Below are 15,356 nucleotides of genomic sequence, written 5' to 3' on the forward strand. Positions count from 1 at the left end.
CTATCTACCCCGCGAAGAAGTGCGCGGCCGAGTTCGCCAGATCGAGCAACCACTGCGGGAAGACCCCGAGGAGCAGGGTGATGATCGCGGACAGCGCGATGGGGACTGACGTCAGCAAGCTCGGGGTCACCACCGTCGGCGCGTTCTCCGCCGGGGGCTCGGTGAAGAACATCGCGACGATGACCCGGATGTAGAAATAGGCGGCGATCGCGCTGCAGATCACGCCGACGATCACCAGCGGCCACGCGCCGCCCGCGCCCGCCGCGCCGAAGACCGCGAACTTGGCGATGAAGCCACTCGTGAGCGGGATGCCTGCGAAGCCGAGCAGGAACAGCGACAGCATCGCGCCCACGAGCGGGCGGCTGCGGCCGATCCCCGCCCACGACGCGATGTCGGTGGCCTCGCGCCCGGTACCGTCTCGCACCACTGACAGGAGCGCGAACGCGCCGAAGGCGCTGACCGCGTAGGCGGCGACGTAGAACAGCGTCGAACTGATGCCCGCTCGAGAGATGGTGATGGCACCGACGAGCGCGAACCCGACGTGACTCACCGATGAGTACGCGAGCATCCGCTTGATGTCCGCTTGCGTGACGGCCATCAGCGTCGCGACGACCATGGTGGCGATCGCGACCACCCAGAGCGCGGGACGCCAGTCCGACTGGAGCGCGGGGAACCCCACGTGCAGCACGCGCAGCAGCCCACCGAAGGCGGCGACCTTGGTCGCCGAGGCCATCAGCGCGGTGACCGGCGTGGGTGCCCCCTGATAGACGTCCGGCACCCACGACCCGAACGGGACGGCGCCGACCTTGAACAGCAGTCCGACGACGATCAGCATCAGCGCAAGCAATGCCAGAGTGCGGTCGGCGGCCGGCTGGGGGCCGCTTCCGGCGACCGCCGCACCGATCTGGCCCAGCGACACCGATCCGGTGGCACCGTACGCGAACGACGCGCCGAACAGGAAGATCGCGGACGAGAAGGCACCGAGCAGGAAGTACTTGAGGGAGGCCTCCTGCGACAGCAGCCTGCGACGACGAGCCAGCCCGCAGAGCACGTAGAGCGGCAGCGACAGCACCTCGAGGGCGATGAACATGGTGAGCAGATCACCGCACGCTCCGAACAGCAGCATGCCGCCGATCGCGAACAGCGCGAGCGGGAAGACCTCGGTGGTGATCGCGCCGGCCCGGCCGGCGATCAACTCATCGGGGGAGCCCGGGACGGTCGCGCCGGACGGTGTGAACGCATCGGCGGGGAGCGTGGCGTCGGGGTCGTCGGGCGTGTCGGGGCCGCCTGAGCCGCCGACCGCGATCCGCTCGCCGGCAGCCGTGCGGATCTCCAGGGGTGCCCACACCCGGTCGAGGCGTCGTTCACCCATCACCGCGATCGAGCCGAGGGAGACCACCAGGATCGCGCCCTGCAGGAACAGGGTCGGGCCGTCGATCACGACCGCGCCCGACATCGCCGATGAGGCCCCGTCGCGGCGGTAGGACGCGGTGACGAACATCAGCGCGACGAACGCAGCGACGAGTCCGCCGCCCGCGAGCCAGAGCTGCACCCGGTAGCGCACGTTCTTACCGGCGAACGCCTCCACGAGGACCGCGACCACCGCCGCACCGAACACGATCAGCATCGGAGAGAGCCGGAAGTAGTCGATGCTGTGGGGATCGACTGTCAGCGCGGTCGGACCGGCGGTTGCGACGGCGATCATGGTCGGCCCCCTTCATCGGCGTCTGCGACGGGTGTGCACTCGGCGTTCACGCACATCATCTCGACCGGATTGGCGGCCACCGCCGGATCGATGTAGTCCAGCACCAGTCGCGGGAAGAATCCCAGCACCAGAAGCCCGACGAGCAGTGGCGCCACCACCGCCTTCTGCCGCAGGTCGAGATCCCGGATCGGCGGCGTCGACGCCGCATCGACGGTGGCGCTCAACCGCTCCGGACCGCCCATCATTCGCTGGTAGGTCCACAGGATGTACACGGCGGACAGGACCAGTGCGGACGACGCGATGATCGCCGCGACCGGGTAACGGGTGAAAGTGCCGATGACGACGAGGAACTCGCTGACGAACGGGGCCAGGCCGGGCAGGGAGAGGGTCGCGAGGCCGGCGATCAGGAACGTGCCCGCCAGGACGGGTGCGATCTTCTGGACGCCGCCGTAATCGGCGATCAGCGCGCTGCCACGCTGGCTGACCAGGAACCCGGCGATCAGGAAGAGCGCCGCCGTCGAGAGCCCGTGGTTCACCATGTACAGCGCGGAACCGGACTGGCCCTGCGTGGTGAGGGCGAAGACGCCCAGCACGATGAACCCGAAGTGCGAGATCGAGGTGTAGGCGATCAGCCGCATCACGTCGCGCTGACCGATCGCGCAGACCGCGCCGTAGACGATGCTCACCACCGCCAGCGCCGAGATCCACGGCGCGAAGGTGGCCGACGCGTCGGGGAACAGACCGATGCAGAAGCGGAGCATCGCGAAGGTGCCGACCTTGTCCATCACCGCCATCATCATGACCGCCGCCGCCGGGGTGGTGGAGACCGCGGCGTCGGGGAGCCAGGCGTGCAGCGGCCAGAGCGGGGCCTTCACCGCGAACGCGAACAGGAAGCCGAGGAACAGCAGATTCAAGGTGGTCGATGACGCGTCGAGCCTGCCGTTCGCGGCCGCGGCCGCCAGCTCGGTGAAGTCGAAGGTGCCGTTGCCGTCGGGACCGAGACCCGATCGCGCGCTCACCACGTACAGTCCGATCACTGCGGCCAGCATGATGAGGCCGCCGAACAGGTTGTAGAGCAGGAACTTCACCGCGGCCCGGGATCGAACCTCCTCCGTCGCGCGGCCGAAGCCGCCGATGAGGAAGTACATCGGCACCAGCATCGCCTCGAAGAAGATGTAGAACATCAGGACGTCGGTGGCGACGAAGCTCATCAGGACCATGGCCTCGACCGCGAGCATCAACGCGACGTAGATGTGCACGCGGCGCGCCCGCGAACTCGGCCCGGTGTCGCCGGGGTCGGCGTCCCGCCATCCGGCGAGCAGCAGGATCGGCGTCAGGACCGCGGTCAGCAGGATCAGCGCGAGGCCGACGCCGTCGAGCGCGAGGGTGTAGCGCGCCCCGAAGGCCGGGATCCAGCTGACGTCCTCGACGAGTTGGAAGCCGCCGGCGTTCGACGAGAACTCCGTCGCCACCACCACGGCCCACACCAGTGTCAGGAGCGCGGCGCCCAGACCGACCTTCTTGGCGTTGTCACCGCGGTCGGCCGGCAGCAGCATCACGACCACCGAGGCGACCGCAGGCAGCAGCCACAGGACGGTCAGCCAGGGCACGGGCGTCGAATCAGTCAGGGCTGCCGTCTCTGTCAGGGTCGCTGTCGCGTTCACAGTGCGCTCACCACCAGGGTCAGGGCGGTCACCACGACGGTGCCCGCGAGAATCGACAGGGCGTACGACCGAACGAAGCCGTTCTGCGCGCCTCTGGACACCCGAGACAAGGCCGTCACGCCCGCGCCGATCTCGGCCGGGACGGCACCGAGTCCGCGATCCTCGACGTCGACCAGCGCCGCGGTGAGTTGCTGACCGGGCCCGGCGAAGACGCGTTCGTTGAAGGCGTCGCCGTACAGGTCGGCCCGGGCTGCGACGGTGAGCGCCGAGACGTCGTCGGGCGCCGTCGTCGGCACCTCTGCGCGGCCGTACCGACGCCAGGCGATCGCCGCGCCGACGACCACGACCGCCAGCACGACCACCGTGATCGCCCACGCGGGCAGCGGACCGGCCGACTCGGGCGCCGAGCCGACGACCGGCGCCAGGAAGTCGGCCAGGGTTCCGCCGATCGCGAGCAGCCCGCCCGACAGGACCGACCCCACGGCGAGCACGATCATCGGCCAGGTCATCGACCGCGGTGCCTCGTGCGGCTTGCTCTCGGGCTGCCATCGCCGATCACCGAAGAACGTCATGATCATCACGCGTGTCATGTAGAACGCGGTGATCCCGGCGCCGAGGACGGTGACGATCCCGAGCAGCCAGCCGCGCAGCCCACCGTCGCCGAAGGCCGCCTCGATGATGCGGTCCTTGGAGTAGAAGCCGGCGAACGGCGGCACGCCGATGATCGCCAGATACCCGAGGCCGAACGTCACGAACGTGATCGGCATGACCGCCCGCAGTCCGCCGTAGCGACGCATGTCGGTCTCGTCGTTCATCGCGTGCATCACCGACCCGGATCCGAGGAACAGGCCGGCCTTGAAGAACCCGTGGGTCAGCAGGTGCATGATCGCGAACGCGTAGCCGGCCGGACCGAGACCGGCCGCCAGCACCATGTAGCCGATCTGGCTCATCGTGGACGCGGCGAGCGCCTTCTTGATGTCGTCCTTGGCGCAGCCGATGATCGCGCCGAACAGCAGGGTGACGGCGCCGATGACGAGGACGCCGGTCTGTGCGTTCGGGGCGAGGTCGAACAGCGGTGCGGACCTGGTGATGAGGTAGACGCCAGCGGTGACCATGGTCGCGGCGTGGATGAGTGCCGAGACCGGTGTCGGGCCCTCCATCGCGTCGCCGAGCCAGGCCTGCAGCGGCACCTGGGCGGACTTGGCGCACGCGCCGAGCAGGAGCATGAAGCAGATGGCGGTCAGCGTCGCCTCGCTCGTGCCGGCCGCGCCGGAAAAGACGCCGTCGAAGCTGACCGAGCCGAAGGTCGCGAACATGATCGCGAGCGCGATCACCATGCCGATGTCACCGACGCGGTTCATCACGAAAGCCTTCTTCGCGGCGGTCGCGGCGCTCGGCTTGTGCTGCCAGAAGCCGATCAGCAGGTACGACGCGAGCCCGACGCCCTCCCAGCCGAAGTACAGGCCGAGGTAGCTGTCGGCGAGGACGAGCAACAGCATCGCCGCGACGAAGAGGTTCAAGTATGCGAAGAACCTTCTGCGGCCGGGGTCGTCGGCCATGTAGCCGATCGAATAGATGTGGATCAGGGTTCCGACGACGGTGATCAGCAGGACGAAGCACATCGACAGCTGGTCGAGCCGCAGCGAGGCGTCGACGCTGAAACTGCCGGCGGTGATCCACCGGTAGCTTCCGCTGGTGACGGTGCGGGAGGCGTCGTCGCGGCCGATCATGCCGATCCACATCGCGATGCCGAGCACGGCGGCGACGGCCGCCAGGCCCGTCGCGAGGAGGTGACCCCAGCGGTCGGTGCGACGACCGGCGAGCAGGAGGAAGAGCGCGCCGAGCGCGGGCAGTCCGGGAATCAACCAGAGGAGCGCTCCGGACAGGTCGTGGCTCATCGCCTCACCGCCTCAGCAGGTTCGCGTCGTCGACCGAGGCCGATCTCCGTGTCCGGAAGATCATCATGATGATCGCCAGTCCGACGACGACCTCGGCGGCGGCCACGACCATCGTGAAGAAGGCGATCACCTGGCCGTCGAGGCTGCCGTGCATGCGAGCGAAGGTGACGAACGAGAGGTTGCCCGCGTTGAGCATCAGCTCCACGCACATGAACACCACGATCGCATTGCGTCGGAGCAGGACCCCCGAGGCGCCGATCGCGAACAGCAGTGCGGCGAGGTACAGGTAGTTCGCCGGGTTCATCGATGGTCCTCCAACTCGGAATCGGCGCTCGATCCGCGATCCGGTTCGATCGCCTCGGCGGCGCCGCTCGCCAACAGTTCTCGTGCGGTGAGGTTCGCGTTCACCGACAGGCGTGAGGGGCTGCCGTCGGGCTCGCGCGCGGGCACGTCGACGGCGTTGTGCCGGGCGTACACCCCGGGCGGCGGAAGCGGCGTGGCGTGCGCGCCGGACGAGAACCGCTCGACGGACTGTTCGCGTTGGCCGTTCCGCGGGCCGAACCGCTGACGGTGTGCCAGCACCATCGCGCCGAGCGTGGCGGTGATCAGCAGCGCGCCGGTCAGCTCGAACGCCCACAGGTAGCGGCCGAAGATCAGTTCGGCGAGCGCGCGGATGTTCTGATTCCCGCCTGTCCTGAGCTCCGTCGAAGGGCCTCCCGGTGCGGTCCCGTGGCTGAAATCGGGGGCGCCGACGAAGACGGCGAGAGTGGCGCTGCCGATCGCCGCGATCAGCAGCACCGCGAACCCCAGACCGAGGCCCGCGGCCGCGAGCCGCTGTCCCCGGATCGACTCGACCAGCGATTCGGACGAGTCCACGCCGATGAGCATGAGGACGAACAGGAACAGCATCATCACCGCGCCGGTGTAGACCACGACTTGGACCACTCCGAGGAACAGCGCGCCCTGCATCACGTAGAAGACGGCGAGGATGATCATCGTCATTGCGAGGAAGACCGCGGAGTACACGGCCTTGGGACTGAGCACCACGCCGAGCGCGCCGATCACCACGACCGCCCCGAGTACCCAGAACGTCACCGCCTCGGTGCCGGAGGTGCGGGTCAGTTCCTGAGCGAGCAGCGCTGCCGTCATGCGTCGCCGCTGTTCTGCTTGTCGGTGCTCGTCAAGCCGCTGGTCTTCAAGCCCTCTGCGCCGACGTCGCCGCGATAGTAGTTCTCAGCGCGCGCACCGTCGGCCATCGCGTGCGGGGCCGGCGTCATGCCCGGTTCCATCGGCGCGAGCAATTGATCCTTCTCGTAGATCATTCCGGCGCGCGACGGTCCGGCCATCTCGTAGTCGTTGGTCATCGTCAGCGCGCGGGTGGGGCACGCCTCGATGCACAGGCCGCAGCCGATGCACCTCAGGTAGTTGATCTGGTAGACGCGGCCGTAACGCTCGCCGGGCGAATAGCGTTCGTCGTCGGTGTTGTCGGCGCCCTCGACGTAGATCGCGTCGGCCGGGCACGCCCACGCGCACAGCTCGCAGCCGATGCACTTCTCCAGTCCATCGTCGTAGCGGTTCAGCTGATGCCTGCCGTGGTAGCGGCGCGACGTCGGTTCCTTCTGCTCCGGGTACTGCTCGGTGACGGTCTTGCGGAACATTCCGGAGAAGGTGACACCGAATCCGGCGAGCGCGTCGCCCAAGCCGGGCTGGGATTCAGACAACGGGGGCCTCCTTTGCAGGCGGGAGTTGCCGGTCGGGCAGGTCGGGCAGAACTTGGCCGGGCAGCGGCGGGACCGGGAAGCCGCCCGCCATCGGGTCGAACGGGGCGCCCGGTGTGGGCGGTGCGGTTGGGGGCGCGGGACGTCCGCCGCCGACGACCTTGGCGATCGCCACGATCAGCAGTGCTGCGACGACCAGACCGGCGCCGGCGAGAATCAGGCTCGAAGTCCACTCCGACGAGTCGCGGCTGGCCTCGCGGATGACCGCGACCACCATCACCCAGCCGAGTGCGAACGGGATGAGAACCTTCCAGCCCAGGCTCATGAACTGGTCGTACCGGAGCCGCGGAAGGGTGGTGCGCAGCCAGAAGAACACGAACAGGAAGGTCCACATCTTCGCGACGAACCACAGGAGCGGCCACCATCCGGAGTTGGCGCCGTCCCAGATCGAGATCGGCCACGGCGCCTGCCAGCCGCCGAGGAAGAGGGTGGTCGCCAGGGCGGAGACGGTGGCCATGTTGACGTATTCGGCGAGCATGAACATGGCGAACTTGAGGGAGGAGTACTCAGTGTGGAAGCCGCCGACGAGTTCGCCCTCGGCTTCGGGGAGGTCGAACGGCGCGCGATTGGTCTCGCCCACCATGGAGATCGCGTAGATGATGAACGACGGCAGCACCAGCAGGATGTACCAGTGGTGCACCTGCCCGCCGACGATCTCCGACGTCGACATCGTGCGCGACAGCAGGAACACGGCCGCGAACGACAGACCCATCGCGATCTCGTAGGAGATCACCTGGGCTGTGGAGCGCAGCCCGCCGAGCAGCGGGTACGTCGACCCCGACGACCAGCCGGCCAGGACGATGCCGTACACGCCGATCGACGCGAGAGCCAGCACGTACAGGACTCCGACCGGCAGGTCGGTCAGCTGCAGCGGTGTCCGGTGACCGAACACCGAGACCTCCGGGCCCATGGGGATGACGGCGAACGCCATGATCGCGGGCACCACCGAGATGATCGGCGCCAGCAGGTACAGCACCTTGTCCACGCCGAGCGGGGTCAGACCCTCCTTCAATGCGAGCTTCACACCGTCGGCGAGCGACTGCAGTGCGCCGTGCCAGCCCACTCGGTTGGGGCCGATCCGGTACTGCATACGCGCCATGATCTTGCGCTCCGCCAGGATGCCGATCAGCACGGTCAGGACCAGGAAGACGAAGATTCCGATCGCCTTCGCCAGCATCAGCCACCAGGCGTCGTGCCCGAAGCTCGACAGATCAGGCATGATCGTCCCTCCCGATCGTGACGAGCTGTCCGGGTTCGGCCTCGAGCATCGGATGCACCCGGGACCCGGGGGAGTTCATCGGCAACCAGACCACCCGGTCGGGGAGATCGGCGACGGTGAGAGGCAGAACGACGGTGCCGTGACCGGTGGATACCGCTACGCGTTCCCCCTCGGCGGCACCGATCTCGGCGGCGGTGGCGGCTGACAAGCGGACGGTCGCGGCGTGGGCGGTGCCCGCCAGATGCGGCTCGCCGTCCTGCAGGCGGCCGAAGTCGAGGAGCATTCGCCACGACGCCAGCACCGCCTGGCCTGCGACGGGTTCGGCGGGTGCGGCGCCGTCGACCACAACGCCGGGCGTGTGCCGCTCACCCGGCCAGGCGCCGAGCTCGCCGAGCTCGCGGTGGATCGACGCGGCGTCGTCGCAGCGGAGGTCGACGTCCAGCTGGGCGGCGAGCGCGTGCAGTACCCGATGGTCGGAGACGGGCAGCGAGCCACCGCTCTGCTGCGCGGGAGGCAGCGCGACGTCGAACGGTCGCGGCCTGCCCTCCCAGTCGACGAAGGTCCCGGACTTCTCGGCGACCGCCGCGACCGGGAAGACCACATCCGCGCGGGCGGTGGTGGAACTGTGCCGGAGCTCCAGGCTCACGACGAAGTCCGCGGCTTCGAGCGCGGCGTCGGCCGCGGACGGGCACGGCAGATCGCCGGTCTCCACCCCGCCCACGACGACCGCGGACAGGTCGCCGGAGATGAGGGCCTCGAGGATGCCTGCGGTGTCGCGGCCGGGAGTCGCCGGCGGCTGTGAACCCCATACCGCGGCGACGTCGCGACGCGCCCGCTCCGAGCCCAGGGGCCGGCCGGCGGGCAGCAGACTCGGAGCAGCGCCCACGTCGAGCGCACCGCGCTCGCCTGCGCGACGCGGAACCCACGCGAGGCGCGAACCGGTCTGGGCGGCGACGTCGGCCGCCGCCGTCAGTGCGCCCGGACACCCGGCGAGGCGCTCCCCGGTGAGGAGCACCGCGCCGGGTGCGGACAGCAGCTCGCGCAGGTGCGGGCTGCGCAGCACCGCAGCCTCTCGCCCCGGCACGCACTGCACGATGGTGCCGCCGAGCTTGGCGACACCGGGACTGGTCCACGGTGCGATCGCGTGGATCGCCTGTCCGTGGCGCCGCGACGCCTTGCGGAGCCGCAAGAACAGGATCGGGCACTCCTCCTCGGGTTCGAGGCCGGCGAGGACGACGACCGGAGCCTGCTCCAGTTCCGCGTAGGTGAGGCCGATGCCGGTGCCCGCGACATGCGCGGAGAGGAAGTCGTCCTCCTCCGCGGAGTGGGTGCGGGCGCGGAAGTCGACGTCGTTGGTGCCGAGGACGACGCGGGCGAACTTCCCGTACGCGTAGGCGTCCTCCACGGTGACGCGACCGCCGGTGAGCACGCCGGTCCGACTGCCCGCGGCACGCAGACCGAGGGCGGCGGTCGCCAGCGCGTACGACCACGGCGCGGGGTGGAGCTCGCCGTCGTCGCCGCGTACCAGCGGCGAGGTGATCCGGTCCGGCCGGCTCGCGTAGGTGAACGCCCAGCGACCCTTGTCGCAGTTCCACTCCTCGTTGACCTCGGGGTCGTCGCCGGCCATGCGCCGCAGGACTTCGCCGCGCCGGTGGTCGGTGCGCTGGGCGCATCCGGCCGCGCAGTGTTCGCAGACGCTCGGCGATGAGATGAGATCGAACGGGCGGGACCGGAATCGGTAGGCGGTGCCGGTGAGCGCCCCCACCGGGCAGATCTGCACGGTGTTGCCCGAGAAATACGATTCGAACGGCTCCTCGGAGTACGCGCTGACCTGCTGCAAGGCACCTCGCTCGGCGAGCTCGATCAGCGGATCGCCGGCGATCTCGTTCGAGAACCGCGTGCATCGAGCGCACAGCACACACCGTTCGCGATCCAGCAGCACCTCGCTCGACAGCGGCACCGGCTTGGTGAACGTCCGCTTCACGCCCGCGTACCGCGACTGCGGGCGACCGGCGGTCATCGCCTGATTCTGCAGCGGACACTCGCCGCCCTTGTCGCAGGTCGGGCAGTCGAGCGGGTGATTGATGAGCAGCAGTTCCATCACGCCTCGCTGGGCGCGCTCGGCGTCCCCCGACGTGTGCTGGGTGCGGACCACCATGCCCTCGGTCGCGGTGATGGTGCACGACGCCATCGGCTTGCGTTGCCCCTCGACCTCGACGAGGCACTGGCGGCAGGCGCCGACGGGAGCCAGCAGCGGATGGTCGCAGAAACGCGGGATCTCGACGCCCACCAGTTCCGCCGCGCGGATCACCAGGGTGCCCGGCGGCACCGAGACCTCGACGTCGTCGATCGTCAGGGACACCAGGTCCGAATCGGTCGGAGCCGAATCGGCAGCGGTCACCGGGCACCTCCTTCGGTCGTGCCCGCGCGGTCGAACACGGTGGCCTTCGACGGGTCGAACGGGCAGCCGCCCGGGTGGTCGTCGTGCGGGAAGTGAGCGAGGTATTCGTCGCGGAAGTGCGCGAGCGAACTGGTGATCGGGGCACCCGAGGCGTCGCCCAGCGCGCAGAACGACTTGCCGACCACGCTGTCGGTGATCTCGGTGAGGGTGGTGAGGTCGTCCTCGGTGCCCTCGCCGGCTTCGAGTCGCCGCATCATCTGCACCATCCAGTAGGTGCCCTCGCGGCAGGGTGTGCATTTGCCGCAGGACTCGTGGGCGTAGAACTCGGTCCACCGCAGTACGGCCCGGACCACGCAGACGGTCTCGTCGAAGATCTGGATCGCCTTGGTGCCGAGCATCGATCCGGCGCCGCCGACGCCTTCGTAGTCGAGCGGCACGTCGAGGTGCTCGGCGGTGAACATCGGCGTCGATGAACCGCCCGGTGTCCAGAACTTGAGCTGATGTCCGGCGCGGACGCCGCCGGCGAGGTCGAGCAGTTCACGGAGGGTGATGCCCAGCGGCGCCTCGTACTGCCCGGGCCGCGCCACATGGCCGGAGAGCGAGTACATGGTGAATCCGGGCGACTTCTCGGTGCCGAACTCGCGGAACCAGTCGCTGCCGTTGCGCATGATCGACGGGACGCTCGCGATGGACTCGACGTTGTTGACGACGGTGGGGCTCGCGTACAGGCCGGCGACGGCGGGAAAGGGCGGCCGAAGGCGCGGCTGCCCGCGGCGACCCTCGAGCGAGTCGAGGAGCGCGGTCTCCTCACCGCAGATGTAAGCACCGGCGCCCGCGTGCACCACCAGGTCCATCCCGAAGCCGGAGCCGAAGATGTCGCGGCCGATCAGCCCCGCCGAGTACGCCTCGTCGACCGCCGTTCGGAGCCGGCGGATCACGCCGGCGACCTCGCCGCGGACATAGATGAACGCGTGGTGCGCCCGGATCGCGTAGGCGGCGATGATCACGCCCTCGATCAGAGTGTGCGGGGAGGCCAGCATCAGCGGCATGTCCTTACAGGTGCCCGGCTCCGACTCGTCGGCGTTCACCACGAGGTAGTGCGGTGTGTCGGCGCCGCCCGGTCGCGGTCCCTGCGGAATGAACGACCACTTCGTGCCCACCGGGAAGCCCGCGCCGCCGCGGCCGCGGAGGCCGGAGGCCTTGACCTGCTCGATCACCTCGTCCGGGGAGAGTCGCAGTGCCGACTTGAGGCCCTGGTAGCCGTTCTGGCGCAGGTAACTGCGGAGCGTCCACGACTCCGGCTCCGACCAGTGCCTGCTCAGGACCGGGACCTCGGCCGGCTCCGGGGTCGTCGACGGCAGGCTGACGGCGATCATGACCGGGCCTCCGGCGCTTCGGGGCGCTCGCTCACACCGGCGAGCAGCCGGGCGGTCTGTCGGAAGGTGCACAGGATCTCGGGTCCGCGACTCGGCGCGCGCGGCACCCCGCTGCGGAGGTCGTCGACGAGCGCTTTCGCCGAGTCCGGCGTCTGGTCGTCGAAGAACTCCCAGTTGACCATCACGACCGGTGCGAAGTCGCACGCGGCGTTGCACTCGACGTGTTCGAGGGTCACCCGCCCGTCCGGGGTGGTTTCGCCGGGCCGGATGCCCAGCGTCTCGGTGAGCTCGGACAGGATGGCGTCGCCGCCCATCACCGCGCACAGGGTGTTGGTGCAGACGCCGACGAGGTAGTCGCCGGTCGGTTCGCGCCGGTACATGGAGTAGAAGGTGGCGACCGACGCGACCTGCGCAGCCGTCAGGCCGAGCTGCTCGGCGCAGAACGCCACGCCCGCCCGGGTCAGATAGCCGTCGTGGCTCTGAACCAGGTGCAGCAACGGCAGCAGTGCCGACCCGGACCGCGGGTACCTCGCGATGACGGTCGCGGCCTCGGCGGCCAGCGCCGCGCCGGCTTCCGCGGTGTACGCCTCGGGTCCGCCGAACTCCACCGGCGGGTTCGGGACCCCGGTGGAGAAGGCCTGCGGTCTCGTCGTCAGTTCCACTCGGACCGGTTCGCTCATCGGTCGACGCCTCCCATCACCGGGTCGATGCTGGCGACCGCGGTGATCACATCGGCCACCAGTCCGCCCTCGCACATCGCGGCCACGGCTTGCAGATTCGTGAACGACGGGTCGCGGAAGTGCACCCGGTACGGGCGGGTGCCGCCGTCGGAGACCATGTGCACGCCGAGCTCGCCCCGCGGCGACTCGATGGCGACGTAGCACTGTCCGGCGGGCACTCGCATGCCCTCGGTCACGAGCTTGAAGTGGTGGATCAGCGACTCCATCGACATGCCCATGATCTCGGCGATGTGCTCGGGGGAGTTGCCCATACCGTCAGGACCGACGGCCAGATCGGCGGGCCACGCGAGCTTGCGGTCGGCCACCATCACCGGGCCCGGCTCCAGCGCCGCCAGACACTGCCGGGCGATCCGGATGGACTGCTTCATCTCCTCGACGCGGATCAGGTAGCGGCCGTAGGCGTCGCAGCCGGTGTCGGTGACGACGTCGAAGTCGTAGTTCTCATAGCCGCAGTACGGGTCCGACTTCCGCAGGTCGTAAGGCAGTCCGGTGGACCTCAGTACCGGCCCGGTGACGCCCAGCGCCATGCAGCCGGTGAGATCGAGGTACCCGATGCCGCGGGTGCGGGCCTTCCAGATGTAGTTTTCAGTGAGGAGCGACTCCACCTCGCCGATCTGGCCGGGGAGGGCGTCGAGGACGTCGGCGATCTTCCGCTCGGCACCGTCCGGGAGGTCCTGGGAGATGCCGCCGGGACGGATGAACGCGTGGTTCATCCGCAGGCCGGTGATGTCTTCGAACAGGTCGAGGATCTTCTCGCGCGCGCCGAAGCCGAGGAACATCGGGGTCACCGCGCCGAGTTCCATACCGCCGGTCGCGAGCGCCACCAGGTGGGAGGCGATCCGGTTCAGTTCCATCAGCAGCACGCGGATCACCGAGGCGCGAGCCGGGATCTCGTCGGTGATGCCCAGCAGCTTCTCCACGGCCAGGCAGTACGCGACCTCGTTGAAGAACGGCGCCAGGTAGTCCATCCGCGTCACGAACGCGACGCCCTGCGTCCAGGTTCGGAACTCGAGGTTCTTCTCGATCCCGGTGTGCAGGTAGCCGATGCCGCAGCGGGCCTCGGTGACCGTCTCGCCGTCGATCTCCAGGATCAGCCGCAGCACCCCGTGCGTCGACGGGTGCTGCGGGCCCATGTTGACGATGATCCGCTCGTCGTCGGGGCCCGCGGCCGCGCGTTCGCGGACCGCGGTCACCACGTCCTCCCAGTCGCGTCCGGTTACGGTGAACGTCGAGGATCGGCCGGTCATCAGTTGTACCGCCTGCGTTGTTCGGGAGGCGCGATGGTCGCGCCCTTGTACTCCACCGGAACGCCGCCGAGCGGGTAGTCCTTGCGCTGGGGGTGCCCCTCCCAGTCGTCCGGCATCTCGATGCGCGTCAATGACGGATGGCCGTCGAAGACGATGCCGAAGAAGTCGTAGGTCTCACGTTCGTGCCAGTCGTCGGTCGGATACACCGGCAGCAGGGTGGTCACGTGCGGGTCGGCGTCGGGGATCGCGACCTCCAGCCGGATGCGCCGGTTGTGGGTGATCGATCGCAGCGGGTAGACGGCGTGGAGTTCGCGGCCGGACTCCTCCGGGTAGTGCACGCCGCTGACGCCGAGGCAGAGTTCGAAACGCAGAGTGGGCTCGTCGCGCAGCGTCGCCGCGACCGGCAGCAGATGCTCGCGGGTGACGAAGACGGTCATGTCGCCGCGGTCGACGACGACCTTCTCGACCGCGTCGTCGTAGGCGACACCGCGCCGGGCCAGGCCGGCTTCGAGTTCGTCGGCGATCTCGTCGAAATAGCCGCCGAAAGGTCGGGAAGTGTTGCCGGGCAGAGTGATCGGTGCAACCAGCCGACCGTATCCCGACGTGTCGCCGGGGCCGGTGGCGCCGAACAGCCCGTGCCGAGTCCCGATCACCTCGTGCCCGGACCCGGGCCGCGAGACCTCGTCGCTCATCGGAGCAGCCCCTTCATCTCGATGGTGGCGGGTGCCGACAGCGCGGCCGCCTCGGCCGCCCGGATCGCCTCGTCGCGGTGCACGCCGAGAGGCATCTGCTGGATCTGATCGTGGAGTTCGAGGATCGCGTTCAGCAGCATCTCCGGACGCGGCGGGCACCCGGGCAGGTAGATGTCGACCGGCACCACGTGGTCGACGCCCTGGACGATCGCGTAGTTGTTGAACATGCCGCCAGACGACGCGCAGACGCCCATGGCGAGTACCCACTTGGGCTCGGCCATCTGGTCGTAGATCTGGCGCAGCACCGGCGCCATCTTCTGGCTGACGCGGCCCGCGACGATCATCAGGTCGGCCTGGCGCGGGGACGCGCGGAACGCCTCCATGCCGAACCTTGCGAGGTCGTACCGGCCGGCGGTGGTCGCCATCATCTCGATCGCGCAGCAGGCGAGCCCGAAGGTCGCGGGCCAGAGCGACCCCTTGCGGAAGTACCCCGCGAGGCTCTCGACGGTGCTAAGCACGAATCCGCCGGGCAGTTGCTCCTCGAGCCCCATGGTGCGCCTCCTCCAGTCGTGGCAGATCGACCTCCCGGGACGAGCGGGAGCGATACGTCGGTTGGTATTCGGTTGACGGGTCCTT

Annotated in this window: 13 protein-coding genes; all 13 read right to left on the reverse strand. The window is 69.2% G+C overall.

Annotated features, from left to right (window positions below):
* Positions 1 to 4: 4 nt before the first annotated feature.
* From nuoN to SCNU_RS07410, 13 genes are read right to left on the reverse strand one after another with little or no spacing between them, the layout of a single operon-like run.
* Positions 5 to 1,705, reverse strand: coding sequence for an NADH-quinone oxidoreductase subunit NuoN (gene nuoN / locus SCNU_RS07350; protein ID WP_009678723.1), 1,701 nt, complete (start codon positions 1,703 to 1,705; stop codon positions 5 to 7).
* The gene (locus SCNU_RS07355; RefSeq protein WP_009678724.1) at positions 1,702 to 3,369 is read right to left on the reverse strand and encodes an NADH-quinone oxidoreductase subunit M; all 1,668 of its coding nucleotides are present in this window, start codon (positions 3,367 to 3,369) and stop codon (positions 1,702 to 1,704) included. The genes nuoN and SCNU_RS07355 overlap by 4 nt, the downstream gene beginning before the upstream one ends.
* On the reverse strand, positions 3,366 to 5,267 hold the full coding sequence (gene nuoL / locus SCNU_RS07360) for an NADH-quinone oxidoreductase subunit L (protein WP_009678725.1): 1,902 nt from the start codon (positions 5,265 to 5,267) through the stop codon (positions 3,366 to 3,368). Before nuoL ends, SCNU_RS07355 begins: the two co-directional genes overlap by 4 nt.
* Positions 5,268 to 5,271: 4 nt before the next feature.
* A complete protein-coding gene (gene nuoK / locus SCNU_RS07365; RefSeq protein ID WP_009678726.1) occupies positions 5,272 to 5,571 on the reverse strand; it encodes an NADH-quinone oxidoreductase subunit NuoK in 300 nt (99 codons plus the stop codon).
* Complete coding sequence (locus SCNU_RS07370; RefSeq protein ID WP_009678727.1) at positions 5,568 to 6,416, reverse strand: NADH-quinone oxidoreductase subunit J; 849 nt, start codon at positions 6,414 to 6,416, stop codon at positions 5,568 to 5,570. The genes nuoK and SCNU_RS07370 overlap by 4 nt, the downstream gene beginning before the upstream one ends.
* Positions 6,413 to 6,925: an NADH-quinone oxidoreductase subunit NuoI gene (nuoI, locus tag SCNU_RS07375; RefSeq protein ID WP_050792789.1), complete on the reverse strand. Its 513-nt coding sequence runs from the start codon at positions 6,923 to 6,925 to the stop codon at positions 6,413 to 6,415. Before nuoI ends, SCNU_RS07370 begins: the two co-directional genes overlap by 4 nt.
* Positions 6,926 to 6,980: 55 nt before the next feature.
* Complete coding sequence (gene nuoH / locus SCNU_RS07380; RefSeq protein WP_009678729.1) at positions 6,981 to 8,264, reverse strand: NADH-quinone oxidoreductase subunit NuoH; 1,284 nt, start codon at positions 8,262 to 8,264, stop codon at positions 6,981 to 6,983.
* The gene (locus SCNU_RS07385; protein ID WP_009678730.1) at positions 8,257 to 10,665 is read right to left on the reverse strand and encodes an NADH-quinone oxidoreductase subunit G; all 2,409 of its coding nucleotides are present in this window, start codon (positions 10,663 to 10,665) and stop codon (positions 8,257 to 8,259) included. Before SCNU_RS07385 ends, nuoH begins: the two co-directional genes overlap by 8 nt.
* Positions 10,662 to 12,041 carry an NADH-quinone oxidoreductase subunit NuoF gene (nuoF, locus tag SCNU_RS07390; RefSeq protein ID WP_009678731.1) on the reverse strand — a complete coding sequence of 460 codons (1,380 nt, stop codon included), beginning with the start codon at positions 12,039 to 12,041 and terminating at the stop codon, positions 10,662 to 10,664. Before nuoF ends, SCNU_RS07385 begins: the two co-directional genes overlap by 4 nt.
* Complete coding sequence (gene nuoE, locus SCNU_RS07395; RefSeq protein WP_009678732.1) at positions 12,038 to 12,721, reverse strand: NADH-quinone oxidoreductase subunit NuoE; 684 nt, start codon at positions 12,719 to 12,721, stop codon at positions 12,038 to 12,040. Before nuoE ends, nuoF begins: the two co-directional genes overlap by 4 nt.
* Entirely contained in the window at positions 12,718 to 14,028 is a 1,311-nt protein-coding gene (nuoD, locus tag SCNU_RS07400) for an NADH dehydrogenase (quinone) subunit D (RefSeq protein WP_009678733.1), read from the reverse strand. The genes nuoE and nuoD overlap by 4 nt, the downstream gene beginning before the upstream one ends.
* Positions 14,028 to 14,720, reverse strand: a complete 693-nt coding sequence (locus SCNU_RS07405) for an NADH-quinone oxidoreductase subunit C (RefSeq protein ID WP_009678734.1) — start codon at positions 14,718 to 14,720, stop codon at positions 14,028 to 14,030. The genes nuoD and SCNU_RS07405 overlap by 1 nt, the downstream gene beginning before the upstream one ends.
* Positions 14,717 to 15,271, reverse strand: coding sequence for a NuoB/complex I 20 kDa subunit family protein (locus SCNU_RS07410; RefSeq protein ID WP_009678735.1), 555 nt, complete (start codon positions 15,269 to 15,271; stop codon positions 14,717 to 14,719). Before SCNU_RS07410 ends, SCNU_RS07405 begins: the two co-directional genes overlap by 4 nt.
* Between the last annotated feature and the right edge of the window lie 85 nt (positions 15,272 to 15,356).

The organism is Gordonia neofelifaecis NRRL B-59395 (assembly GCF_000192435.1).
Classification (GTDB): Bacteria; Actinomycetota; Actinomycetes; order Mycobacteriales; family Mycobacteriaceae; genus Gordonia; species Gordonia neofelifaecis.